Origin of the sequence: Hymenobacter terrenus, from assembly GCF_000972495.1 — a bacterium.
In the GTDB taxonomy this organism is placed as follows: Bacteria; Bacteroidota; Bacteroidia; order Cytophagales; family Hymenobacteraceae; genus Hymenobacter; species Hymenobacter terrenus.
Map to the genome: position 1 here is coordinate 39,478 of NZ_LATM01000011.1, position 24,718 is coordinate 64,195.

Genomic DNA, 24,718 nt, shown 5'->3' on the forward strand with positions numbered 1-24,718 from the left:
TCAGTCTAGGGAGCCAATTAACGAGAAGGCTCTGCTTGTACTGGAGGCTTTCTAAAAAGCAGCACCAGCGCCACGACATCGGCGACCAACGTAACGGCCTCCTTCCCGGCTCCCCACACGTCCTCACGCACCCCATTGAGCGCCTCTTCGTCCCCGCTGAGCAGGGGCCACACCGTGGAAACAAGGGTAAAGGCCACCAACAACAGGAGCAGAAGTTTCGCCCAGCGTTTGCCTAACCGGATGGCGTAATAGAGCAACGCTTGGAGCAAGTGAACCAGCAACAGCATGCCAAACAACGGCGACTGGGTGCCCTCTGGCGCATCAATGAGAAATAGCCCCATTATACTGAGCACGAAGGACACGCTCAAGGCGGCATACAGAATATTGGAAGCCAGGACGTCCTTCGGGTGCGGTTCGACTGCTTGCATCATGGGCGGGATAGGAAAGCGTGCAAAGGTACGTGTCAACCAAAAGCGCCGAACAAGCACCGAATGCGGCCTTGTGGTTGACTAAATTCTATGACTGGACCTGTAATTAGAGTTTAGTCAACCGGTGGTTTAAACTTAACTAGACTTGATGTTCATTACTGCGTTTAGAAAAGATTTCTTGTTTGAACGCCTTATAGCATCCGCGCTGCGGTCTTGAAAACAGCGTTTCTGATGCTTTATTCGGAGCGCTTAATTTGAACATCCACGACCAGGGTGGAGACGCTTAACGTACTATTTTTCCGTTTTCTGAGAGGACCTCAAGTAGGTTCGGCATTGGCCGGAATCGCTGGCTCGGCACAAACGGCCAAGCCCCAGGTTGCCCCAAAAAAGCCGCTCCTGGGAGCGGCTTTTTTGGGGCTGGCAGTTCGCGCTAGGGTGTGCTGGTAGTAAAGTTGACAAGCCGGCCATGCAGATTGCTCTGCATGGCCGGCTTTTGCTTACCTAATTGGCCTTCCTACGCGGGCAGGCTGGGGCGCAGGGCCACGAGGGCGTCCACGTAGGCCGCGGCCTCGTCGTAGAGCAGCGTGGCGATGTGCAGCTCGTACTTGAGGAGCTCCCGGTCGTCCTCACCCCGGCTCTCGGCCTGGCTGGTGAGGCGGCCCTGGCGGGTGAAGAGGCGGCCGATTTCGGCCTGAGCGGCGCCAATGAGCTTCGGGTCGGTGAGGGTGGCCAGGTCGGCCTGGGCCTCGGCGATGTCGGTGGTGAGGCGCGCGGCCTCGCTCTGGCGGGCTTCGGGCGAGCCGAAGGTTTGGATTTCGACGCCGAGCGTGCCCTTGCGGGCACCGGCCACGTCGCGCTTGAGGGTGAGCGGGGGCAGCAGGGCATCCACGGTGCGCTGGGATTTCACACCGCTGAGGTCGGGGGTAGGCATAAGCTGAGGATTAGGTTGAGATTGGGGTTGAGGAAAAAGAACTTGCGGGCGCAAGGTAAGCGCCGCATCCGGTTTGGCAAGGGCCGGGCGCGGGCCGGCTGGCGCGGCGCTCGCGGGGCCGGGCTTTTCGGCGGCCAGGGCCTGGGCCAGGGCGGCGGCTTCGGCCAGCAGGCCGGCGTGGCGGGCGGCCAGCAGCGCGGCCGGCGCGGGCCCGCTGTGGGTGTGCCATTCGACGGCCGCCCCGCCTTGCAATTGCAGCAGCTGCCCCAGCTGGCCCTGGCGCTGGGCGGGGGTGAGCGGGGCGGCCTCAATGGCGGCCAGGGCAGCGGGCAGGGCCTCGGCCGCATCCAGGCGGGCGGCCGCCGCGGCGGCGCGGGCGGGCACCTCGTGGGCCAGGCGCACCCGCAGCACCTCGGCCTGGGCGCGGCACTGCGCCAGGCGCTCGGCCACGGGTGCCCAGTCGACTGGGAGCGGGGGGCCGGGCGGGGTGGCCAGCAGGGCAGCCAACGCCCGCAGGCGCCGGGCGGCGGGAGCCGGCAGGGGCCGGGTGCCGGCCTCGGCGTCGTTCACCTTCGGTTGCGACACGCCCAGCAGGCCCGCCACGTCCGCCTGCGACAACCCGAAGTGCTTCCGCACGGCTCCCAGCAGGCCGGGCGGCGTATTCTTAATCCAACGCACCATATAGGGGGGTTCTGTCGGGGCCGCCGCTCGTCGGCAGCCCTCCTACAAGTTTACATCCTTTAGGGGTTGGATTTAGAAAAAATAAAAAATCCAACCCCGACCCTACTTCACCGCCAAGCGCTGGGGCCGGCTGGCACCGCGCAGCAGGTAGAGGCCGGCGAGCAGGTCCCGCAGGTCGAGGGCAGTTTCGGGGCCAGTTGGGGGATGACTATCCTACAAAGACCGGAGAATCCAACAGCGGCTAAAACGCGGTAGCCGTCGCAGAAGGTGCCGAAGCCATGCTGCTCCCAGACCTCCAGGATTTCCGGGGCACCGAGTCGCGGTAGCGGGCCAGGAATGCCGGGGTAGGTCGGTCAACAATGGTGTAAGCGAGAAAAGGGGCAAGCAGGTGAGCACGGGCGGCGACTAGCGTTCGAGGATACCGGTGAACTGGCTGATGAGGAAGATATGCTCCCGTAGCTTCACTTTCTCCAGGTGCTCCACGGTTTCGGGACCGCCCAGGGCCAGCAGGGGCACGTAGCCGAAGCACTCGTCAAAGGACGGTTCACCCAACCACTCCCGGGCGGCAGGGTACGGCTCCCAGAGCAATTGATTAGACAGCGTTTCACCATCGGCTAAATCGTCAAAGAAAAAATCAAGCCCCTTGGCTATGATGCTGACGTTGCCGTGACGATAATCTACCAGGGATAAAAAATCAAACTCCCAGATGAGCAGGTCACCCATTGCGGTGGCAAAGAGGACGACGGGCGGGCCTTGGCTAGGGGTACTGGTGAGTTGATAGGTGTCGGCCAACAGATCGGCGTAGTCGTCGGGGTTCACCACCTTCAGGTAGCCGTCGCAGAACGTACCAAAACCGTACTGCTCCCAGACCTCTAGGACTTCCGGCGGTACCAAGTCACGATAACGAGCGATGAATTCAGGGGTGGGCCGGTCAACAATAACATATTCTGGGAAGTGTTCAAGCAGCGTAGTGAGCATAACAAAGTAGGGAACAGGTAAACAATGGTGGCGCAAGCGAAATGCGGCCTAATTAGAGTACTGGCAAAACAATGTCCAAGTAAGTAGTGGCTTGCTCCTCGGGTGTCATGGCAGTGGCATAAGCACGGATTTGGCGGTCGATACCTTTGATGCGTTTGGGCCAAGCCCCGCCGATGGCGTAGTTGACCCGGGCATCGCCTACGCCCGTAATCAGGTGGCCGTGGCCGCCGGCAATCTGGTCTGGGTCATGCAACGCGGTTTGGGTCTGGAGCCAGTCGTTGGCCAACTCAGTAGCTTTAGCTCGACTTAAGGTGCGGTCTTGACGACGTAATTCATCTATTTTATACCCAAGAGCTTTTTCCCGCGCCAACTCCTGGGCCTTCTTGCCCTTGGGGTCGCGGCCATCGGGTTTGGTCTTTTTGCGGTTCTGGTAGGCATCACGGTTGGCGAGAAACTCGGCCACGGTGAGCCGGTTTAGGCCTTGCTGCTGGCCCGTGAGTTGGCGCACGTACTCGCCCCGGTCTAGGGCGGGCTTGCCCTTCGAGGGGCCCTTTACCTCAAACGGCGGGTCGGCCGTGATGCGCGGCAGCCGTGGTACCCCGTCGGCCCCCACCACGAAGGGCAGGGCCGCCGCGACGGCCACCGGCGGCACCCCGTGGTCCCGAGCCGCGGGCGCCACAAATGCCGCGGCCGGTCCGCCCGCGCTCATCGTGAAGCCACCGGGGCCGGTCAGCGCCACATGGGCGACGTAGCGGCCGTTTTCCCCTTCCTCAAACTCCTCCTCGTAGCCCGTGCAGTAGGCCGGGGCCAGGCTCACCGTTTCGATGGCGCTGCCCCCAGCGCTGTCGAAGAAGATGACATCGGCCGGGTAGTGCGTGACGGGCGCGGCGGCCAGGGCGGCTAGGAAGTCGTCGGTCGGTACGTCCATCACCAGGGCCAGCTTGCCGTGGCGGACCCGCTCAATGGCCCGGCCCCGGTCATTGGTGCTCTGGTCAACCCCGTAGGAACAGGTAATGAGGGGGTAGATGTGCCCGGCGATATGCAGCTCGGCATAAATGGCGCCAATTGGTAGAAGGGGATAACGGTGGAAGGAGGCCTCAAAGCTAGTGGATTCTACTGTCTTTGGGGAATAGTCATCGGGGTACGTTTTGTATTTGATTTTAAAACGTACCCCCTTGCCATCATCGCACCGCCCAACCCCAAAAAGCCCGCCAGCCCTAACGGGTGGCGGGCTTGGGGATGAGGACCTATACAGAAACAACACCAAACAGAAGCTGGACTTCACCTACGCCAAAAGCGCCGAATACAAGCAAGGCCAGCACACAGCGAAACCCTATGGAAGCAGCCGGCTGATGGGCAAAAAGACGTTTAAAATGAAGTAGTTCAGAAGTGCAGATTCAGTAATTTTTAACACAAAAAAGCCTGGTTCATCAATTGATGGCCCAGGCTTTTTTGTACGCTTTGCTTGCTGCCTACACGGCATCCGCTACCAGCGCCTCGTATTTATCGAGCTTGGCAAGCACGGCCAAAATGTTCTCGGTAAAGAGCGTAATAACGGAGCCCTCGGGGGCCGTTTCCAGCACGTGGTCGATGGCGGCCATCTCGTTTTCGATGTACGTGATGGGCAAATCAGGTTTGTCGAGGCGCAGGCCGCGTTCCATCAAGACTTTGATTTCCTCGGCGGTTTTGCCACGCAGGTCGCGGTCCTGCCGCAGCACCACTTCGTCGAAAATACGGCCCGCCACGCGGGCAAAACCCATGGTATCCTCGTCGCGGCGGTCGCCCAGGCCCGAGACTACCCCAATCTTACGGGTAGCGGTGGTAGCGTCCATGAACTCGGCAAATTTCTGAATGCCGGCCGTGTTGTGCGCGTAGTCCACGATGACTTCGGACTTCGGAAACTTGTAGATGTTCATTCGGCCTGGTGTTTTCGAGGCCGATGGTACGAAGGCGCGGAAAGCCGTTTTGATATCGTCCCGGTCGAAGCCCGCCAGGTAACCAGCCAAGGCCGCCGCCAGGCTATTTTCAATATTGAAGCCCGCCCGGCCGCCAAACGTAACCGGGAATTCGGCCGCCCGGTCGATGCGCAGCTTGTAGCTGTTTTTATAGATGGTGATGTAGCCTTCCTCGTACACGGCCGCCACCCCGCCCGCTTCCACGTGCTCCAGAATGCGGGGGTTCTTCTCGTTCATGCTGAACAGAGCCACGCGGCAGTCCACGGTGCGCGCCATGGCATACACTAGGTCATCGTCGGCATTGAGCACCGCCCAGCCGCTTTTGCGCACCGTGCGGGGCAATACGCCCTTCACCGCCGCCATTTCTTCCACGGTGTAGATATCCCGCATGCCCAGGTGGTCGGCCGCCACGTTGGTCACCACCGCAATGTCGCAGTTGGTGAAGCCCAAGCCGGAACGGAGCATGCCGCCGCGAGCGGTTTCCAGCACGGCGTAGTTCACGGTGGGGTCTTTTAGTACAAATTCGGCGCTGACGCCGCCGGTACAGTCGCCCTTTTGCAGCTGCACGCCCTGAATGTAGATGCCATCCGTAGTGGTGAACCCTACTTTATAGCCTTTGCTGGCCACCAAGTGCGCAATAAGGCGCGTGGTGGTCGTCTTGCCATTGGTGCCCGTTACGGCAATGATGGGAATGCGGGCAGTGGCGCCGGGCGGAAACAGCATGTCGACCACCGGAGCGGCCACGTTGCGCGGCAGCCCATCGGCGGGCGAAATGTGCATGCGGAAACCGGGCGCGGCATTCACCTCAATCACCGCCCCGCGGCTCTCGTTGAGTGGCACGGCAATATCATTTGCCATCAGGTCAATCCCGCAGATGTCAAGCCCCACAATGCCGGCCACCCGCTCGGCGAGCAGCACGTTATAGGGGTGCATCTGGTCGGTAACGTCGCTGGCCGTACCACCGGTGCTGATGTTGGCCGTGCTCTTCAGATACAGCGTTTCGCCGGCCGGCAACACCGACTTTAGCGTCAGGCCCTTGCTTTTCAGAATATTGGTAGTGTGCTTGTCAGCTTTAATAGCGGTCAGCACTTTTTCGTGGCCTACACCACGGCGGGGGTCTTTGTTGACCTCGTCAATGAGCTCCTGAATAGTGCTGCGGCCATCACCGGTCACAGCGGCTGGCGTGCGCTTGGCGGCGGCAATCAGCTTGCCATTGACTACGAGCAGGCGGAAGTCGAAGCCTTCCACAAACTGCTCCACAATCACGGCCCGCGAGTATTCCTGAGCCGCTTTCAGGCCGGCCGTCGCGTCCTCCCAGTTTGTAATGCGAATGGTAGCGCCTTTGCCGTGGTTACCATCGAGGGGCTTGGTCACGATGGGAAAGCCCAGCCGGTCGATGGCATCGCGCAACCCTTCCTCCGAATACACGGTGGTACCGCGCGGCACAGGCACGCCCGCGTCGTCGAGCATGGCCTTGGTGCGGTTCTTATTGCCAGCCACCTCCACCCCGGCGTGCGAAGTGTAGCTCGTAGTAGTGGCCCAGATGCGCTTTTGGTTGACGCCGTACCCCAGCTGAATGATGTTGCTATTCTTGAGCGCGATGTAGGGAATGTTGCGCGAGGCCGCCTCCGCCACGATACTGTAGGTGCTGGGCCCGATAAACTCCTCCTCCCGAATTTCGTGCAGTTCGTCGATGATGCGCTTCAGGTCGACCTTCTGCTTGCGGCAGGCTCCTTCCACAATTTCTACTGCGGCCTCAATGGCCCGGCGGCCGGCCCGCTCCTCCTGGTAGGCAAAGACGACGTACTCGACGCCTTCTTCGCGGGCGGGATACGACTTACCCCAGTACACGGGCATGCCAGCCAGTCGCTGTAGTTCCAGGGCTACGTGGTAAATAACGTGGCCCAAGGGCTCACCGTCGTTCAATTGGTCGAGGTCCAGCGGCGGGCGCTTCGCCGACTGCTTGCCGCCGCTCATGCCATTGGGCTGGGGCTGGCCAATGTCGGGAAATAATTTCATGAGCCGGTCTCCCAGCCCAGGCATGGTATTGGACCATTTACCCGCGAATTCTTCTAAATCAACTTTGGAAACGATGAGCTTGGTGTGTTTCACGGACCAGTAGCTAGGTCCACGCATGGTACGTAGGTCTATTATTTTCATAACACTAAAGGATGGGCGTTTGAAATACCGTACGTACGGATTTCCGGCTTGGCTGCGAAATGTAGGTATAATGCTGCCTAAAACTGTAAATCATGATTTCCGCCATGAAAAAAGCCCCGTCTGCCAAGTGGCAAACGGGGCTTCTTCGTTGGTAATCAGAGGTGACGGGCGGATTCGAACCGCCGTAGGAGGTTTTGCAGACCTCTACCTAGCCACTCGGTCACGTCACCAGTAGTGGTCTTTTGGGAGCGCAAAGGTAGGCAGCCCAGTTGGGGTAGGCAAGATTTCAGTATAAAAAAAGCCCCGGCGTTGCGGCCGGGGCTTTTTCTCAATCAAAGTCAGGCACTAAGCTTTGGCTTCGTTATCCTTTTTGTCGGCGGCATCGTCGCCGGCAATCAGGTCTTTGGCTTTGTCAACCAAGTCACCGGCTGCTTCCACAGCATCCGTAGCAGCGTGCTTCACCGTGTCGAAAGCCGCAGAAGCAGCACCGGTGATGCCGGCCAGCAGGCCACCTTCCTCAGCAGCCGGAGCGGGCTTAGCAGCAGCAGCGGCTTTCAGCTTCTGCTCACCAGCCTTGCGCTCGTTGCCCATCATCTGGTCGCGCAGGGCGCTCAGCGCGTCGAGGTCGCCCAAGGTCGATTTCTCTTCCGGCTTCTTCAGGTCGCTGATTTTGCCTTCGCCCTGGGGCTCACCGCCTTTGGCATTGGTTTTCTTCTTGAACTTGGCGTTGCGGCTGTCGTCTTCAGCAGCAGCTTCCTTGTTGAAGATAGCCGTGTGCGAGAGCACAATGCGACGGTCATCCTTCGAGAACTCGGTCACGCGGAAGTCCAGCGCTTCGCCGTTCTCGGCAGTCGTGCCGTCCTCTTTCACCAACGATTTGGGGTAAGCAAAGCCCTCGATGCCGTAAGGCAATTCGAGCACCGCGCCACGCTCCGACTTCTCGGTGATGGTAGCCCGGTGTACCGAGCCAGGCGTGAATACCGACTGGAACGTGTCCCAGGGGTTTTCTTCCAACTGCTTGTGGCCCAGGGCCAGGCGACGGGCACCCAGGTCCAGCTCCAATACTATTACGTCCAGCTTGTCGCCCACCTTCACCACTTCAGAGGGGTGCTTGATTTTCTTGGTCCACGACAGGTCCGACACGTGCACGAGGCCGTCTACACCTTCTTCCAGCTCCACGAACAGGCCGAAGTTGGTCAGGTTGCGCACGAGGCCGCTGTGCTTGGTGCCTACGGCGTACTTGTCGCCGAAGTCGCCACGCGTCCAGGGGTCTTCGGTCAGTTGCTTGATGCCGAGGCTCATTTTGCGGTCTTCGCGGTCGAGCGTCAGAATCTGCGCTTCTACCGTGTCGCCCTGCTTGATGAAGTCCTGCGGGTTGCGCAGGTGCTGGCTCCAGCTCATTTCCGAAACGTGGATGAGGCCTTCTACGCCCGGTACCACTTCCATGAATGCGCCGTAGTCGGCCACGTTCACGATGCGGCCCGATACTTTCGAGCCCGGCTGCAGGTCGGCGGGCAGCGAATCCCATGGGTGGGGAGTCAGCTGCTTCAAGCCAAGGCTGATACGCTTCTTGGCTTCGTCGAAATCCAGAACCACGATGTTCAGCTTCTGGTCCAGGGTCAGTACTTCGCTCGGGTGAGCGATGCGGCCCCACGAGATGTCCGTGATGTGCAACAGACCGTCGACGCCGCCGAGGTCGATGAACACGCCGAAGTTGGTCATGTTCTTGATGTTGCCTTCCAGAATCTGACCCTTTTCGAGGTTGTTGAGGATGGCTTCGCGCTGCTTCTCGAGGTCTTTCTCGATGAGTACTTTGTGCGAAACAACCACGTTATCGAAAGCGGAGTTGATTTTCACAACTTTCACTTCCATGCGACGGCCAACGTAAATGTCGAAGTCGCGGATGGGCTTCACGTCGATTTGCGAGCCGGGCAAGAAGGCTTCTACGCCGTCGAGCTCCATGATGAGGCCGCCTTTGGTGCGACGCTTCACTACGCCTTCCAGAATCGTATCCAATTCCAGCGCGTCGTAAATAGCCTTCCAGGCCTGCTTGATTTTAGCTTTCTTACGGCTCAGGATGAGCTGGCCGTTGGTGTCTTCTTGGTCTTCGATAAACACTTCAACCTCGTCGCCGATTTTCAAATCGGGCAGGTCGCGGAATTCAGTAATCGACACCAAACCATCGGATTTGAAGCCGATGTTCAGGATTACGTCGCGGTCGGTGATGCCAACCACGGTTCCCTTCACTACTTCCTCTTCCTGTACGGTCGTGAGTGTGTCACCGTACATTTTCTCCATCTCGGCACGCTGGTCTGCCGAGTAGTTTCCACCAAAACCGGTGGCTCCGACATTATCCCAGTCGAAATCGTCAACTAATTCTGCCATAATAGCTTTTGGACACCTCTTAGATAAACGTAGCAGCCGGTGCCCGGGCCAGTACGCGGTTCTTGTTGAACACCTTGCCGTTGCGCAGCAAAGCCCGCCACCCTGGCGGGGGCGCAAAGGTACGGATTATGAGGGAGTTTTCCGAATGAAGAATGCAGGTTATCTACTTGTCAATCTCTTCATTGAGAAAGGCTGGCTTGATTTGAATACTGTTGCGCATGGCTGCTACAGTTTCTCTGAATTTTGGACTGTCCTTGCCTTTAAAGGAAACTCGCACCCTTCGGTTGGGCCCAAAATATGTGATTGATTTACAGTAATACGCCGGCCCCTTTTCATCTATTTGGCTTCTATAGCTGACCTCTACCGTTTTAGTTTTCGGCGAGACAATTATCTCCTCATCAGTAGCAGAAGGGTCTTTCTGCTTTAGAGTACGGGCTTCCGCTTTAGCATCTGGCTTGAATGGAAAGGAACGTAGGAAGCTTCCTGGTTGAATGGTCGACCCAACAACGCAAAAGCTTCTCGTTGGAGGTGTTATTGGAGTTTGCACCAATGAATCTTCTCCAAAATAGTCACTTGGCTCGCTGTAGGAGCATCCATTACAATCGGAAGCCCACCCATGCAGCATTTGATGATTGGTCCATTCGACTGGAATTGTTAAGCTCACACATCCTTTGAGTGCCGTAACTGGCACTAGTACTGGCAAAGGCTGAGAGCATCCTGCGACCACGCAGCCAAAGCAACAAGCCTTTAACAACGTCATTTTCATAGTAGGCCATTATTGGTGAGTAACACAGTAGAATCGTCGCCGCTCACTCGCTTATTGCCGCAAGCAAGCCACAATCTTAACGCTACGCCGCCAAACCCCACACAACGCCACGTCCGTAAGGATAGAATACCAATTCATCCAAACTCCTTACCTCATGGCCTATATCAAAGCAGGCGAAGACACGGCTGGCAACCCGATTAATATTTTCTACGAAGACTGGGGACAGGGCGCCCCGGTGGTGCTCATCCACGGCTGGCCGCTCGACCATACCATGTGGGAGCACCAAGCTATTGATTTGGCTAAGGCCGGCAACCGCGTTATTGCCTACGACCGGCGCGGTTTCGGCCGTTCGTCACGCCCCTGGACGGGCTACGACTATGATACGTTTGCTGCCGACCTCAACGCCTTGCTCGAAGAGTTGGACTTGAACAATGTAACGCTGGTCGGCTTCTCGATGGGCGGCGGCGAAATAGCGCGCTACCTTGGCACCTATGGCGACGCCCGCATTGCCCGCGTAGCTTTTGTGGGCGCGGTGACGCCGTTCATGCTTAAAACCGACGATAACCCGGAGGGAGTGCCGCAATCGGTGTTCGACCAAATCGGTGATGCCCTTACGAAAGACCGGTTCGACTTCCTGCAAAGCTTCGCCAAAAGCTTTTATGGCGTGGGGATGATTAGCCATCCCGTGAGCCAGGCTGTGCTGGATTGGAACTTCACGGTGGCCTCGCTGGCGGCGCCGAATGCGACCCGCGACTGCGCCGTAGCTTTTTCTACCACTGATTTTCGCGCCGATTTACAGACGATAAAGGTGCCCACGCTGGTCATTCACGGCGATGCGGACGCTACGGTGCCCTTCGAGGCCAGCGGTGAACGGACGGCCAACATGATTTCGCACGCCGAGCTGAAGGTGTACAAAGGTGGGCCGCACGGTTTATTCTTCACCAACAAAGACGAGTTGAGCCGTGACCTACTTGCTTTCATCAGCAAGTAGAACCCTCCTCTTAATTACAAACAGGGAAGGCCCGATTAACAAGCTCTGCTTGTTAATCGGGCCTTCCCTGCGAAAAGCTCATTGGCAAAACAATTGAAAGAATAGTGGGTGAGCATCCCGAAACCCCAATCTTTCCACTAGGCGTAGCTTTGACCCATCGGGCTCCTACGGGGCCACAATTATTCCAGTATCATCCTCCATGAGCGTTGCTTCTTCGCTGTCTAAGTTGTCTTTCTGTCGGCGCATTGCTCGCACGCCCGGCACTTTTCTACGGTTGGTGCTACAGAGCAGAGCAGCAGCAAAAAGTCACGCGAGTCCTACGCAGGCACAGAAAGCAGAGCAGATTGAATATTCGCTTAAGCTGGCTAATGCGCCCCACCCTACCGCTTTGCGAACGTACGCCGGCGACCTGAGCATTCTTTACGAAATTTTCTGGCAGCACTCTTATGATTTGCCTCAACTACAGAACGGCCGGTTCCGCACGGTGGTAGATGTGGGGGCCAATGTAGGCTTGGCCGCACTGTTTTTTCTGGAGAAATTTCCAGTTTCGCGGCTTGTTTGCGTAGAGCCGGAGCCCGCTAATTTCCGGCTGCTGCAACACAATCTGCGCGGCACTCCTGCCGTGGCTGTGCAAGCCGCGCTGGGCGTAGCCGATGGTAAGGTGAAGATTGACTCTAGCCCACAAGCGTACAATGCCAAAATCAGTGCGGAAACGGGAACTGTGGAAGTGGCAGCCATTTCCATGTCCACCTTGCTGCAATCGCAGGACCTGCCCTGGGTCGACTTATTAAAAATCGACATTGAAGACTACGAAGAGCAAGTATTTGCCAACTCTACCGATTGGCTGAAGCAGGTGGGCCTGTTGCTCATTGAAATCCATTCGGTGGCGAGCTACACAGTTGTCCAGCAGGCAGTGCGGACGCAGGGATTTTCCTGGGAGCAAGCAGCAGGCCGACACGCTCAAATGGGACTATTTGTGGCGCGTAACCCCCAGCCTCCCTTGGTATAACGTCCTAAAAACAAAGACCTCACCTCAGCAATTGCAGCCTGAGTGAGGTCTTTGATGCGCTAAAAACGCTGCTGATTAATTACGCGGCCCGGCCCATCTGACGCAGGAAGCCTACGTGAGAGGCAACCGCGTAGCGGGTGCGGGAATAGTTGTTGTACGTAATATCAAACTCACGGCACACCTGCTGCACAATCTTGCTGATGGCGGGGTAGTGCACGTGAGAGATTTTAGGAAACAAGTGGTGCTCAATTTGAAAATTGAGGCCACCTACGAGCCAGCTTACTACTTTATTCTCAGTGGCGAAATTGGCCGTAGTGCGTACCTGGTGGATGGCCCACTCATCTTCCAGCTTGCCAGTGGTAGCGTGGGGCACAGGGAAAGCGGCATCTTCCACAGTATGCGCGAGCTGAAATACCATGCTCAGCACGAAGCCCGCAACGGCGGTACTCAGGAAAAAGCCTGCCAGCCAAGGCAGGAAACCCACCATGTAGATGGGCAGCGCCACGTAGAGGAACAGGTTCAGGGCTTTGAAACCCCAGAAGCTGATGTGCTCACCGATGCTCATTGGCTTGAGGTTAATAGCCCCGATTTGGCGGGTGAAGTATTTTTGGTAGTCCATGGCAAAAATCCAGGACGTGTAGAGCATGCAGTACAGAGCCCAGAAGTAGAAGTGCTGATAGCGGTGCAGCGGGTGCTTGGGCTGGTCGGGGGTCATACGCATCCAGGGCTGGATGTTGATGTCATCATCGTGACCCTCAATGTTGGTATACATGTGGTGGATGAGATTATGCTTCGAATTCCACATGTAAGGGCTACCGCCCAGCACCCCCAGCGTATAAGCTGCAACCCGGTTGACCCACGGATACTGTGAAAAGCTGCCGTGCGCACCATCGTGCATCACATTGAAGCCAATGGCCGAAATGACGCAACCCAACAACGCACATTCTAGAAGGGCCCAGCCAGTACCCGGCGTGAAAAACACCAGGTGAACGTACAAGGCGACCATCATAGCCACGAGCAGAACACCTTTGAATACTAAGCTGGCATTTCCGGTCATCCGCTGGCCGGACTCGTTGAAGTACTCATCAATGCGGTTTTTCAACTCGGCATGAAACGAGCGGGTGGCAGCAAACTTGGGGAGAGCCATAAGCAAAGAATAAAGTGGAAGAAGTTAGAGTGGACCCAAACAAAGGTACCCCCTCCTAACCTTACATCCTTCAGCTTAGTTTAAATAGGCATGCCAATTCTGGTCAATTGTACCGGCTGAGAGCTTGAGAAAACCGGCCAGCGTCGGTTTCTTGGGCTGCTGCCGAATGGTTAGGCCTGCTTCATTAGGCGTATGATGGCCCTTGGCGTGGTTGCAGCGCGCACAAGCGGTGAGCAAATTAGTCCACGAAGATTCTCCGCCGCGAGAGCGCGGCACCACATGGTCCAATGTTAAGTTTTTGGTTGAGCCGCAATACTGACACTCAAAATGGTCACGCTTGAAGATGTTGTGGCGGCTTAGGGCAATGCCTTTATAGGGCACGCGCACATAGCGCTGCAAGCGAATGATGCTCGGCTTGGGGTAGGATTGCGAAATGGTCCGTAGGGTACCATGCTCTGACTTGGCCACCATTTCGGCTTTGTCGAGGAACAAGAGCACAAAGGCCTTTTGCACACTGCACAGGGTAATGGCCGTATAGTCGCCATTCAGCACTAACACTTTTTGGTCCATACAACGCGTTCAGGCTCGGATAACCCGCCGAAATCTAGCGGTTTCCAAGCAGATAAACAAGCCGTATAGGGTTAAGTTCATCGAGGAGCACGGCCGTCAACAGAACATCATCTTGGGCAGCGCTCAGCCTGACGCCTGGTGGCCGAAAACCGGTAGCCTCGCCTTCTAGTCTGGCAGCAGGCGCTTGAGCAGGCGCAGCTTGTGGGAATAGCGCTGCCGGTCGCGGCTGAAGATGCCGTTGTGGTCGAGCGGGTCGAGACGGACTTCGCCGTGAGCGTGCAGAATCTGGCCTTCGTCCATGACCATGCCCACGTGTACAATGCGGCCCTCGGCATTGTCGAAAAAGGCCAGGTCACCGGGCTTGGCTTGGGCTACGAAATGCACCGAGCGGCCGTGGTCAATCTGCTGGCGGGCGTCGCGCGGGAGCTGAATGCCCACTAGACCATAGAGTTGCTGGCAGAGGCCGGAGCAATCGAGCCCGAAAATGCTTTTACCGCCCCACACGTAAGGCGCCTTCAGATACACAAGGGCCATTTTGCGGAGTAGCGCGGCCTGGCGCACGGGGTCGGGTGCGGCAGTGGGGTTGGTGGCGGCACCGTTGAAAAAGTACTGCCGGTCGCCCAGGCGCAGGTTCATCCCGTCGAAAAATGGCAAGCGGCACCCTAGCGTGAGCGGGATTTTGGTGGTAGCATCACTCACGGCCTGCACTACATCGAGGGCCCGAGGGTGGTCTTGCGCACACCAAGCCGCATAGTACTCAGACGATACCGGCGTATGCTGCTTAACATCAATCCAGCCGAGGTAATCATCGGCGGCGAGCTGCACCTGGAGCCAGCTGTCCTGAGCCAGCAGTATCTGGTAGCACTCGCCAAACAGCAGCTGGGTAACCAACTCAGCCCGGTCGTTGGGCTCGGCGCGGACGGGGACGGCGCTCAGGGCGCAGATGCCGGGATTCAAGGGGTGAATGAGCAAATGAGTGGATGAGTGACTGCAAAGAACGGCAGCAATGGGTTCACTCATGCACTCATTTGCTCATTCACTCATTGCTTACATGCGCTCCATGTCGCGCTTCTGGGCTTTTTCCTTGAGGTCGTTGCGCTTGTCATAAAGCTTTTTGCCTTGAGCAAGGGCGATTTCGATTTTGGCGAAGCCACGGTCGGTCACGAACAGGCGCAGGGGAATGATGGTCAGGCCCTGGTCGACGCTTTTGCCAGCCAGCTGCTTGAGCTCGCGCTTGTTGAGCAGAAGCTTGCGTTCGCGCATGGCGTCGTGGTTGTTGTAAGTACCTAAAGAATAGGGCGCAATACGAATGGAATGAATCCAGAGACTGCCATCGGTGTGGAAGAGGCAATAGCCATCCGTGAGATTTACGTTGCCTTCGCGAATGCTTTTTATTTCGGTGCCCTGCAACATCACGCCCGCATTGTATTTGGCCAGAAACGTGTATTCATGGCTGGCGCGGCGGTTTTTGATATTGATGATGGCGGGTTTGTCGTCTTTGGCCATGGAAATGGGATGGGGTCGGGAACAGGAACGTCGCAGGCAGTACCGCCTGAACAGCTTTCAACGGCCCTGACGGAGCAATTGGGTCGCGAAGCTAGCACTTCGCAGTACCACCTACGTCAATTTCAACCGCGGGTCGGGGCTGCTGAGCTGGGTGGCGAAGTCGCCGGCTTCGTACTGGAAATGCGCCGTCATGGCTACCATAGCAGCATTGTCGGTGCAAAATGCGAAATCGGGAATGAATACCTGCCAGCCTTGCGTCACGCCTTCGGCCTCTAACGCCGTGCGCAGACCGGAGTTGGCAGCCACGCCGCCGGCCAGGGCTATTTGGGTCAGGCCGGCATCGGCCGCGGCCCGGCGGAGTTGGCGCAGCAGCGTAGCCACAATGGTGTGTTGGATGCTGGCACAGAGGTCGGCCAGATTTTCGGCCACAAAGTTGGGGTTAGTGGCGGTTTCTTTTTTCAGGAAATATAGTACTGAGGTTTTCAGGCCGCTGAACGAAAAATCGTAGCCGGGCATGGCCCCAACGGGGAAAGCAAACCGCTGGGCGTTGCCTTCGCGTGCCAGCTTATCGAGGTGGGGCCCACCGGGATACGGCAGGCCGAGGAGCTTGGCGGTTTTATCGAAGGCTTCTCCGGCAGCATCGTCGATGGTTTGCCCGATTACCTCCATTTCTAGAGCCGACTTCACCACTACGAGCTGGGTGTGGCCGCCACTCACGGTGAGGCAGAGGAAAGGGAAGCTCGGCTTGGGGTCGCGCAGGAAGTGAGCCAGAATGTGGGCCCGCATGTGATTCACGGCCAACAGTGGCTTGTCGAGCGCTAAAGCCAGCGTTTTAGCAAACATCCCTCCCACTAATAAGGAGCCGAGTAGGCCGGGGCCTTGCGTTACGGCTACGGCATCGAGGTCGGCTTGGGTGACACCAGCTTCCCGGAGGGCGGCCGTAACGACAGGCACCAAATGTTGCTGATGAGCGCGTGACGCCAGTTCGGGCACTACGCCACCGTACTGTTCGTGTACTTTTTGGGTGGCTACGACGTTACTTAGCAACTGGCCACCTGCCAGAACAGCCGCGCCGGTGTCGTCGCAGGAGGATTCAATGGCGAGGATGATGGGGTGGGCGGGCATGCTGAAATTAGTGATTTCGAATTATAAATTTTGACTTTCAGACGTTAGCCAGCGCGGCTAAACCGGGACATGCCCAGGCCGGCTGCTTTGCTCAATACGGCTGCATTTGGTACTTCGCGGCATGCTGTGGGGCGGGGCTGCAAAGGTAGCGGCACAGTTTGTGGGTAGCGTGAGGGCGCTTATATCAACGCTCCCGACGGGCGAAAGAGTTGAACCCAAGCCCAGCATCGTCCGTTCCCTTGGCTTGGCTGCGCGGCCAACGGTTGGACCCAACAGCTAAAAATCCGCAACTTTGCGGATTACCCCGCGTTTTTCTTTTTCATCATCTTTGCCCGGTGCGTCGTTTCTTCTCCATCTTGCTAAAAGTGCTGCTAGCCCTGGGGCTAATAGTGCTATTAGCCATCGTGGGGGTGCTGATTGCGCTACGGGTACCCAGCGTGCAAACGCGGCTGGCGCATAAGGCGGCCGATATGCTCACTCAAAAGCTTGGGCAGCAGGTAATAGTGGGGCGGGTAGATGTGCGGCCATTTTCCCGCGTGCTACTGGATGGGGTGCGCGTGCTGGACCGGCGCGGCGGCGAGCTATTCAGCATTGGGCGGGCCGATGCGGATATTTCTCTGTTTTCGGTGTTTGACCCGCGGCACCTGCACATCGGTACGCTCACGCTGAATGAACCGCGCTTTGAGCTAAAAAACCTGCCCGGCCAGCCCGATTCCACCACCTTCAGTCAGCTTATGGCGACGGTACGGCGGCTGGTGGGCCCCTCTACCGACACAACCAAAAAAGCACCATTCGATTTTAAGATTGGCGGTGTTGCCCTACGTAACGGTCACTTTGCCATTGAGAAAGCCGACGAGCCACGCGAGCCGACCTACGGCAAAAGCATTGATTATGACCATCTGCTGGTGGACAGCATTTATGCCGACATCTCCAAAATACGCTTAGGTGATACACTGGGGCTACGCATCAGCAATCTGCACGCAGTGGAAACGCCGTCGCAAACGCAGCTCCGCGAAATCACGGCGGATATGCTTTACGGACCGCACTTCTGGGAATTCAAGGACTTGAGCTTGCGTGTGGGTCGCAGCCAAATCAAAGATTACCTGCGCTTTGAATATCGGATATTCGGCAACTTCAGCGATTATAACGACTCGATGAAGACCATTGCCCGCCTGCGGGGCTCGCAGGTGTTCAGCGACGATATTGCCAAGTTTGCCCCGCAGCTGGCCACCATGCACGAATCGGTGGTTATTTCGGGGGATGCCTCGGGTTACGTGCGCGATTTCAAGGTAAACAATCTGGACGTGCGCTACGGCAAGGGCACGCACATCGTGGCCAAGCGCGCCCACGCTGATGGCTTGCCTAATTATCAGGAAAGCTTTGTTGACCTACGTCTGCTGCCATCGGTGGTAATGGCCAGCGACTTGCAGAAGTGGCTACCGGCCTCAGCCAACAAAATCGTGCAGCGCCTCGGCACCGTCAAGCTACAGGGCCAAGTGCTGGGATTCTATAACGACTTCGTGGCCAACGCTTCGTTCGATACCGCGCTGGGCTTTGTAGCTACGGACGTGAACCTCAAGACAAAGACTGACCTTACGCACGCGGCTTACGAAGGAACGGTGCGCTCTAACGCCTTTCAACTGGGCAAGTTTTTGGGCGATGAAAGCGTGATTCGGGACGTGACGCTGAATGGCAAAGTGGCGGGGGTAGGCTTTTTGCCGCCGTTTGCGCGGGGGCAGGTGGCCACCAATGTGCCGAGCATCTGGCTCAATGGCTACCGTTATAAAAATATTTCTCTTAACGGGGATTTTCACCAGCAGGCTTTTAATGGTCATGTCACCATAGATGACCCGGCCGTGCGCCTCGTAGCCGATGGCCACGTAGACTTAGACCACGAGCATCAGGATGTAGATATTAAAACCAGAATTGACTACGCCAACCTGCGCACGCTGGGCCTGATGGGACAACCGCTCACGGTAGCTACCACGGCCGCCGTCAAATTCAAAGGCTTGCAGCTCGACTCGCTCATTGGCCACGCGTATTTGCGCAGGTCACATTTCACCCTGGCGAACCGCAAGTTGGACCTCGATACGCTCGACATCATGAGCACCCGCAACAGCCGCAACCAGCGCCGCGTAACCCTGCGCTCGGAAGCGATGGATGCCAGCGTAACCGGAGCTTTCAATACTTCTGATGTAGTGCGCGACGTGCAGAGGCTTATCACCGAGTATCGCCTCAACTTTGAAAGCAACGCTACGGCCACGGCCGATTATTACCGGCGCAAAAGCAACCGGGAAGCGCTGGTTTATCAGGTTGACTTGCTGCTAAATCTGAAGCGCCCCAACCCCGTGCTGGCGTTGTTTGTGCCCGACTTGCAGGTAGCTAACGGCAGCCGCATCGACGGCTCGTTCCGCAATGGTGAGACGTCGATTTTTCAGTTGGGCGGCCACCTCGACAGCTTGCGCTACGGTCCCGTTCAAACAATAAATGACAACTTCGACTTCCTGACCTCCAAGCTGCCGAATAAGCCGGAAGTACTGGCTCAGGCCAGCATTACGAGCGACCGGCAGGTGCTCCCTACCCTGGGGCGCACCGAGAAGTTTGTGGTCGAAGGTGTATGGGACCAGGAGCGCATCAACTTCTCGACCTCGCTGGCCCAGATCGGCACTACGAACCGGGCGGCCATCAATGGGTCCTTGGGCTTTTTACCACAAGCATTGGAAGTGGTATTCCGGCAATCGGGCCTGCACTTGCTGGACAAGGATTGGACTATTGCCGCCGATAACTCCATTCGGATTTCAGAGTATGGCAAGGAGCTTGATATCACCAACCTGACCTTCAGCAATGGTGAGCAATTTGTGGGTGCCCAAGGCTTTATCTCGTCCGACACCAGCAAGCCGCCGCTTCAGCTTCAGATAAAAGACTTTGAGCTGGCGACGCTGAACAGCCTGACGGGGCAGCGCCTGGGCGGACGCGTGAATGCCCAAGGCACCGTAAGCGGCGTGTATGGCCCCCTCACCATCAGCAGCACGCTGGGAGTGGATTCGCTGACCTACGACAAGACTCTTATCGGGCAGGTAGCGGGCAGTGGCAACTGGGACAACAACGCCAATAAGCTGGTAGTGAACATGGACGTGGCCCGCGGCGGGCAGTCGGTGTTAACGGTACTTGGCGACATCGCGCCGCAGGATGCCACCAATCAGTTCAACCTGACGGGCACACTCAACGATGCTCCTATTGTGCTGGCTCAACCCTTTTTGGGCTCTCTGTTCAAAAACCTGGGCGGTACCGGCCAAGGCGAATTGCGGCTAACGGGCAAGTTCTCGTCGCCCAATCTGATTGGGGCTGTAAATGTGAGTAATGGCCGCCTCACCTTTGGCTACTTGGGTACGACGTACACTTTTGCCGACCGCATCAGCTTCACCAGCACCAGCATTGCGTTCCGCAATATCAAGCTGCGTGACCCCATGGGTAACACCGGCACCGTGGACGGAGTGGTGAGCCACCGCGGGTTCAGCAATATGAGTCTCAGTATCGCGGCCAGCTTCCGCAAGATGCAGGTACTTAATACTACGCGCAGGGACAATGACCTATACTTCGGCACGGCCTACGGCACCGGCACGGCCCGGGTAACCGGCCCTACAGACGACCTGAACATCATTGTCCGAGCCAGCAGCGAGGCTAGTACCCGCATTTCCTTGCCCCTCGACAATGCGGCCCGGGCCGAGAAGGCCGGCTACATCAAGTTTGTGAACAACAACCCCGTAGGTGATACGGTCATCACCAAAAAGGCGGAGACGGTGGCGGTGCAGGACAAAGTCGACTTGTCGGGTATCAAGCTCGACATGAACCTGACCATCACGCCGGAAGCCTATATGGAAATCCTGCTGGATGAAAGTACTGGCGACGTGATTCGCGGCTCGGCGGCCGGGCAGCTGCGCATGGCCATCGACACGCGGGGCGATTTCAATATGTTTGGCCAAGTAGAAATCGTACGTGGCGCGTATAATTTCACCTTGCAGGGCCTGGTAAACAAAGAGTTTGTGGTGCGGCCCGGTGGCATCATTTCCTGGAACGGTGACCCTCTGTCTGGCGAAATGAACGTGACGGCCACCTATACTCAGCGCACGTCGCTGGCCCCGATACTGGGCACGGGTTCTACTGGAGCCGCGGCCGTAGTACCCGTCACGGCGGTGATGACTCTGACCGGACCGCTGCTGTTGCCGGCTATTCGCTTGGGCCTGGAATTCAACGATGCGCCCGGCACGCTGCAAGGCGATTTGGCGGCCTTCACTTCGTCGTTGCGCAACGATGAGCAGGAATTGAACCGACAGGTATTCAGCCTATTGGTATTCAAGCAGCTTTCGCCACCGGGCTCGTTTGGCAATACGATTTCCTTGCGTGGCCAGGATAATACGGTGCAAAACAGCCTGGGGCAGATACTGAGTACGCAGTTGGGCTTACTCACTTCACAAATCGACCAGAACCTAGAAATAGACTTCAACATCAACGGCCTCACGGCTGAGCAGCTGCAGGCCCTACAAGTGCGCCTAAGCTACTCTTTTCTGAATGGCCGCTTGCGCGTAACCCGGGAAGGCGGCTTCACCAGCAATGCCAACCTGGTCAATAGTAACTCTGGTACTGCCCTGCCCGGCACCGGCAATACCGCCGGCCAGGCCTCCCTACTCGGCGACCTCAGCCTGGAATATTACCTGCGGCCCGACGGGAAGTTCCGCACCAAGCTGCGCTACGAAACCACCCCGCGCGACCTGGAAACCATTAATCAGCCGCGTGCGGGCTTGTCGTTGCTGCACACCGAGCAGTTTAATTCGTTTGGAGAGCTTTTCAGGCGCAAAAACCCCAAACGCAGGGAACGGAACACGCAAAAAGCCCGTCAGGGCAAGGAAGTGCTGACCGTGGACGAGGACCCAAAAACGAATCTCTGATGATAGATGATAAGCGCCCGGTAACTCTTTCTCTCAACAGGGAGGGAGTTACCGGGCGCTTATCATCGCATCATTATTCCCCTCACCACATCATTACTTCACTAGCAAAAACTACCTTTGCCAAAATATGGCCGCCCCCACTACCTATCATACCCGCAAGAAAAAGCTTGGCTCCTACCCTACTTTGCTCGTGGTGTTCAGCATTACGCTGGCTTTGGTGGTGATTGGTTTGTTTGGCTTATTGCTGATTCACGCGCAGAAACTTTCGGAAGTGGTACGTGAAAACCTGGAAGTTCAGGTGTACCTCGACCGCGAGTTGCCGGAAACGGAGCTGCTGCGACTGCAGCAGGACCTGGGCCAGCTCCCTTATGTAGCCGAGCGCAACGGCAAGCCCCAAATACGATTCGTGAGCAAGGAGGAAGGCGCCCGCCAACTGCTACAAAGTACCGGGGAGGACTTCCGACAGTTCCTCGGCGACAATCCCTTGCGCGACGCTTATGTGCTCAAAATCAAGCCACAATATACCGACACTACCCACCTTCGGCAGCTGAACCAACGTATTTCGACCCAGCGGGGCGTGTTTGAGGTGCAGTACCCGCAGGACTTGTTTGCCAGCATCAACAACAACCTGACGCGGGTGAGCCTGGTGCTGCTGGGCTTTGCAGCGGTGCTGGTGCTGGTGGTGGTGATTCTGATTAATAACACGATTAAGCTGGCGCTGTTTTCGCAGCGCTTTCTCATCCGATCCATGCAACTGGTGGGTGCTACGCGGCTCTTTATCCAGCAGCCGTTTTTGCGGCGAGCCACGTGGCAGGGGCTGGCCAGCGGCGTGCTGGCCGCCTTGGTTTTGGTTGCCCTGCTGCAATACGCCTACCTGGAAGTGGAGCCGCTCCGCCTGCTGCGCGACGACCTACGCCTAGGGCTGTTGCTGCTCGGCGTCATCGGCCTGGGCGTGGTTATCGGCTTTTTCAGCTCGGCCCGCGCCGTGCACAAATATCTAAAAATGTCGCTCGACGACCTGTATTAGTCGTTTTTCTCATTTGTTGAATGAGAAAAACAATATGGTTAAATGATAAATAGTACTTGTTAAATGAACCCTACTCCCGCTCCTCACTTCGCTTTCGGGCCACGCAACTACCGCCTCATGTGGCTCGGGCTGGCTCTGCTGGCGGCCGGCTTCATTACCATGATGTTTGGCGACAAGGATAATTATGGTGAGGATTTCGTCGGTATCACGCTGGGGCCACTGCTGCTTATCATCGGTTTTGGGGTTGAGTTTGCGGCCATCATGGTGCGCGACAAGCCCCTGGCTGGAAGCACCAAGACGCCCACTGCCACACCCGGTGTTACCTCCGAAAGCCTGACGTCGGCAGCCGCACCTGCACCGGCTGCTCCTGCCTACAAGCGCCTGTAATTTCCGTTCTGCATGACCTATTGGCACGCGCTGCTCCTCGCCATCGTGGAGGGCCTCACCGAATTTTTGCCCGTGTCCAGCACCGGCCACATGATTATTGCTTCGGCGCTGCTGGGTATTCCTGCCACTCCGTTTTTTAAGCTATATCTGGTTGTTATTCAATTAGGTGCTATTCTATCCGTATTAGCGGTGTACTGGCGGCGCTTCTTTCAAAGCATTGATTTTTACCTGAAGCTACTGGTGGCTTTCCTGCCAATTATAGTGGTGGGCTTGCTGCTGAAGAAACATATCGACGCCCTCCTTGAGTCGGTGACGACGGTGGCGGCCATGCTATTACTGGGCGGCATCGTGCTGCTCTTTATTGACCGCTGGTTTCCGCAAGAAGAGCCGAACAAAGGCGGCCACCCGGTTACGAACCCCAACTGGCGCGAGGCTTTTATCATCGGTTTATTCCAATGCCTGGCCGTGGTGCCGGGTGTGAGCCGCTCGGCCGCCACCATCATTGGCGGCCTCACCCAGAAGCTCACGCGCCGAGCAGCGGCCGAATTTGCCTTCTTCTTGGCAATGCCGACCATGGCCGCGGCGGCCGTGAAAGACCTCTATGACTATTACAAAGAGGCCAAAGCGCAGGGCATTGACCCAACGCACCTGTTCACGGCCGAGCAGGTGAAACAGCTGGTACTCGGCAATGTGGTAGCCTTCGTGGTAGCGCTGCTGGCCATTCGATTATTCGTGGGATTTGTGGCGAAATATGGGTTTCGGGCTTTCGGCATTTATCGCATCATCGCGGGCGGGATATTATTGCTGCTGATTGGGCTGGGCGTAAACATCCAACTGGTATGAGCATGAAAACGCTGGCTGATTTCGACTTCGAAACGGGTGAAGTCCTCTTGCTCGACAAGCCTTTGACGTGGACTTCGTTCGATGTGGTACGCAAGGTGAAAAATGCCCTGCGCATCAAAAAAATTGGGCACGCCGGCACCCTCGACCCCCTGGCTACTGGCTTGCTCATCCTGTGTACCGGGCGCAAAACCAAGGAAATCGACCAGATTCAGGCCCAGGAAAAAGAATATACCGGCACCTTTCGCCTCGGCGAAACCACCCCCAGCTTCGACTTGGAGACTGCCGTGGACATGGTCCGGCCCTACGCCCACCTCACCATCGAGCAGATTACGGCCGCGGCGCAGTCTTTCATCGGCACTATTCAGCAAACGCCACCCCTGTTCTCGGCCGTGAAAATTGACGGGCAGCGCGCTTATGACATAGCCCGCAAAGGCTTGAATGCGGAAATCAAATCGAAGACCATCGAAATAAAAGCGTACGAGCTGACGCGCATCGCGCTACCTGAAGTGGATTTTCGTATCGTCTGCTCCAAAGGCACTTACATCCGCAGCCTGGCCCGCGACCTGGGCCAGGCGCTGGGCTGTGGCGCCCACCTCACCCGCCTGGTGCGCACCCGCATCGGCGAGTTCCGGGTGGAGGATGCCTTTACGCTGGACGCCATTCAGGCCCTGCGGCCACCCCGGCCGGAAGGCGATAGCGGGCGTCCGCGCATTGAGCGCCCCCGCCCAGCACCTAACCGCGCCGGGCTGCAATATTATGCCGCACTCCAAGCCGATACCCTGGCTGCACAGGCGCATAACAACACTCCTGAGCGACCCGCTCCTGCACCCGAAACTGCGTCGGAATAATTGGGATTGAGTTCGGTCCGGCCCATTAGTTTGTG

19 protein-coding genes and 1 tRNA gene are annotated in these 24,718 nt (G+C 57.3%); 7 read left to right on the plus strand and 13 right to left on the minus strand.

The features are described 5' to 3' along the window. Positions 1–17: 17 nt before the first annotated feature. The 8 genes from WX88_RS14665 to WX88_RS30080 form a co-directional block, all read right to left on the minus strand. Complete coding sequence (locus WX88_RS14665) at positions 18–431, minus strand: hypothetical protein (RefSeq protein ID WP_046245150.1); 414 nt, start codon at positions 429–431, stop codon at positions 18–20. Positions 432–942: 511 nt separating this feature from the next. Next, positions 943–2,040: a helix-turn-helix domain-containing protein gene (locus WX88_RS27720; protein ID WP_052732706.1), complete on the minus strand. Its 1,098-nt coding sequence runs from the start codon at positions 2,038–2,040 to the stop codon at positions 943–945. Positions 2,041–2,445: 405 nt separating this feature from the next. Beyond that, positions 2,446–3,018 (minus strand): T6SS immunity protein Tdi1 domain-containing protein, encoded by a 573-nt coding sequence (locus WX88_RS14680; RefSeq protein WP_072053020.1) that lies wholly within the window; start codon positions 3,016–3,018, stop codon positions 2,446–2,448. 52 nt (positions 3,019–3,070) lie between these two features. Next, entirely contained in the window at positions 3,071–4,279 is a 1,209-nt protein-coding gene (gene tssD, locus WX88_RS29480; protein ID WP_231590712.1) for a type VI secretion system tube protein TssD, read from the minus strand. Positions 4,280–4,490: 211 nt separating this feature from the next. Beyond that, entirely contained in the window at positions 4,491–7,133 is a 2,643-nt protein-coding gene (gene cphA, locus WX88_RS14690; RefSeq protein WP_046245152.1) for a cyanophycin synthetase, read from the minus strand. A gap of 159 nt (positions 7,134–7,292) precedes the next feature. Continuing rightward, a tRNA-Cys gene (locus WX88_RS14695) sits at positions 7,293–7,363 on the minus strand. 115 nt (positions 7,364–7,478) lie between these two features. Further along, entirely contained in the window at positions 7,479–9,518 is a 2,040-nt protein-coding gene (rpsA, locus tag WX88_RS14700; RefSeq protein WP_082116044.1) for a 30S ribosomal protein S1, read from the minus strand. Positions 9,519–9,681: 163 nt separating this feature from the next. Further along, positions 9,682–10,284 carry a hypothetical protein gene (locus tag WX88_RS30080; protein WP_156176148.1) on the minus strand — a complete coding sequence of 201 codons (603 nt, stop codon included), beginning with the start codon at positions 10,282–10,284 and terminating at the stop codon, positions 9,682–9,684. 154 nt (positions 10,285–10,438) lie between these two features. Here WX88_RS30080 and WX88_RS14705 point away from each other — a divergent pair, with 154 nt between their 5' ends. Next, positions 10,439–11,275, plus strand: a complete 837-nt coding sequence (locus WX88_RS14705; protein ID WP_046245153.1) for an alpha/beta fold hydrolase — start codon at positions 10,439–10,441, stop codon at positions 11,273–11,275. Between the two features lie 199 nt (positions 11,276–11,474). Then, the gene (locus tag WX88_RS14710) at positions 11,475–12,284 is read left to right on the plus strand and encodes an FkbM family methyltransferase (RefSeq protein ID WP_082116045.1); all 810 of its coding nucleotides are present in this window, start codon (positions 11,475–11,477) and stop codon (positions 12,282–12,284) included. A 79-nt stretch (positions 12,285–12,363) separates the two neighbouring features. On the opposite strand, the gene WX88_RS14715 is transcribed toward WX88_RS14710, so the two are convergent. The 5 genes from WX88_RS14715 to tsaD all read right to left on the minus strand — a co-directional run bounded on the left by WX88_RS14715 (position 12,364) and on the right by tsaD (position 16,632). Beyond that, positions 12,364–13,431, minus strand: a complete 1,068-nt coding sequence (locus WX88_RS14715; protein ID WP_046245155.1) for a fatty acid desaturase family protein — start codon at positions 13,429–13,431, stop codon at positions 12,364–12,366. Between the two features lie 75 nt (positions 13,432–13,506). Then, positions 13,507–14,001 (minus strand): HNH endonuclease, encoded by a 495-nt coding sequence (locus WX88_RS14720; RefSeq protein WP_046245156.1) that lies wholly within the window; start codon positions 13,999–14,001, stop codon positions 13,507–13,509. A gap of 165 nt (positions 14,002–14,166) precedes the next feature. Beyond that, a complete protein-coding gene (locus WX88_RS14725) occupies positions 14,167–14,973 on the minus strand; it encodes a C40 family peptidase (protein WP_231590713.1) in 807 nt (268 codons plus the stop codon). A 75-nt stretch (positions 14,974–15,048) separates the two neighbouring features. After that, positions 15,049–15,507, minus strand: a complete 459-nt coding sequence (smpB, locus tag WX88_RS14730; RefSeq protein WP_046245157.1) for an SsrA-binding protein SmpB — start codon at positions 15,505–15,507, stop codon at positions 15,049–15,051. A gap of 111 nt (positions 15,508–15,618) precedes the next feature. Further along, positions 15,619–16,632, minus strand: coding sequence for a tRNA (adenosine(37)-N6)-threonylcarbamoyltransferase complex transferase subunit TsaD (tsaD, locus tag WX88_RS14735; protein WP_046245158.1), 1,014 nt, complete (start codon positions 16,630–16,632; stop codon positions 15,619–15,621). 335 nt (positions 16,633–16,967) lie between these two features. Here tsaD and WX88_RS14740 point away from each other — a divergent pair, with 335 nt between their 5' ends. The 5 genes from WX88_RS14740 to truB all read left to right on the plus strand — a co-directional run bounded on the left by WX88_RS14740 (position 16,968) and on the right by truB (position 24,683). After that, on the plus strand, positions 16,968–21,578 hold the full coding sequence (locus WX88_RS14740) for a translocation/assembly module TamB domain-containing protein (protein ID WP_156176149.1): 4,611 nt from the start codon (positions 16,968–16,970) through the stop codon (positions 21,576–21,578). A 127-nt stretch (positions 21,579–21,705) separates the two neighbouring features. Beyond that, positions 21,706–22,605, plus strand: a complete 900-nt coding sequence (locus tag WX88_RS14745) for a cell division protein FtsX (RefSeq protein WP_046245160.1) — start codon at positions 21,706–21,708, stop codon at positions 22,603–22,605. Positions 22,606–22,668: 63 nt separating this feature from the next. Further along, positions 22,669–22,992 carry a DUF3098 domain-containing protein gene (locus tag WX88_RS28815; RefSeq protein ID WP_082116047.1) on the plus strand — a complete coding sequence of 108 codons (324 nt, stop codon included), beginning with the start codon at positions 22,669–22,671 and terminating at the stop codon, positions 22,990–22,992. A gap of 12 nt (positions 22,993–23,004) precedes the next feature. Continuing rightward, entirely contained in the window at positions 23,005–23,835 is an 831-nt protein-coding gene (locus WX88_RS14755; RefSeq protein WP_046245161.1) for an undecaprenyl-diphosphate phosphatase, read from the plus strand. A gap of 2 nt (positions 23,836–23,837) precedes the next feature. Further along, positions 23,838–24,683 (plus strand): tRNA pseudouridine(55) synthase TruB, encoded by an 846-nt coding sequence (truB, locus tag WX88_RS14760; protein ID WP_316932331.1) that lies wholly within the window; start codon positions 23,838–23,840, stop codon positions 24,681–24,683. The last annotated feature ends 35 nt before the right edge of the window (positions 24,684–24,718 follow it).

Coding starts and splice junctions, on each gene's coding strand:
- WX88_RS14715 (WP_046245155.1), bottom strand. CDS start 13,431: ATGGCTCTCCCCAAGTTTGCTGCCACCCGCTCGTTTCATGCCGAGTTG.
- smpB (WP_046245157.1), bottom strand. CDS start 15,507: ATGGCCAAAGACGACAAACCCGCCATCATCAATATCAAAAACCGCCGC.
- truB (WP_316932331.1), top strand. CDS start 23,838: ATGAAAACGCTGGCTGATTTCGACTTCGAAACGGGTGAAGTCCTCTTG.
- WX88_RS28815 (WP_082116047.1), top strand. CDS start 22,669: ATGAACCCTACTCCCGCTCCTCACTTCGCTTTCGGGCCACGCAACTAC.
- WX88_RS14745 (WP_046245160.1), top strand. CDS start 21,706: ATGGCCGCCCCCACTACCTATCATACCCGCAAGAAAAAGCTTGGCTCC.
- WX88_RS14680 (WP_072053020.1), bottom strand. CDS start 3,018: ATGCTCACTACGCTGCTTGAACACTTCCCAGAATATGTTATTGTTGAC.
- WX88_RS27720 (WP_052732706.1), bottom strand. CDS start 2,040: ATGGTGCGTTGGATTAAGAATACGCCGCCCGGCCTGCTGGGAGCCGTG.
- WX88_RS14755 (WP_046245161.1), top strand. CDS start 23,005: ATGACCTATTGGCACGCGCTGCTCCTCGCCATCGTGGAGGGCCTCACC.
- WX88_RS30080 (WP_156176148.1), bottom strand. CDS start 10,284: ATGAAAATGACGTTGTTAAAGGCTTGTTGCTTTGGCTGCGTGGTCGCA.
- WX88_RS14710 (WP_082116045.1), top strand. CDS start 11,475: ATGAGCGTTGCTTCTTCGCTGTCTAAGTTGTCTTTCTGTCGGCGCATT.
- rpsA (WP_082116044.1), bottom strand. CDS start 9,518: ATGGCAGAATTAGTTGACGATTTCGACTGGGATAATGTCGGAGCCACC.
- cphA (WP_046245152.1), bottom strand. CDS start 7,133: ATGAAAATAATAGACCTACGTACCATGCGTGGACCTAGCTACTGGTCC.
- WX88_RS14720 (WP_046245156.1), bottom strand. CDS start 14,001: ATGGACCAAAAAGTGTTAGTGCTGAATGGCGACTATACGGCCATTACC.
- tsaD (WP_046245158.1), bottom strand. CDS start 16,632: ATGCCCGCCCACCCCATCATCCTCGCCATTGAATCCTCCTGCGACGAC.
- WX88_RS14665 (WP_046245150.1), bottom strand. CDS start 431: ATGATGCAAGCAGTCGAACCGCACCCGAAGGACGTCCTGGCTTCCAAT.
- WX88_RS14705 (WP_046245153.1), top strand. CDS start 10,439: ATGGCCTATATCAAAGCAGGCGAAGACACGGCTGGCAACCCGATTAAT.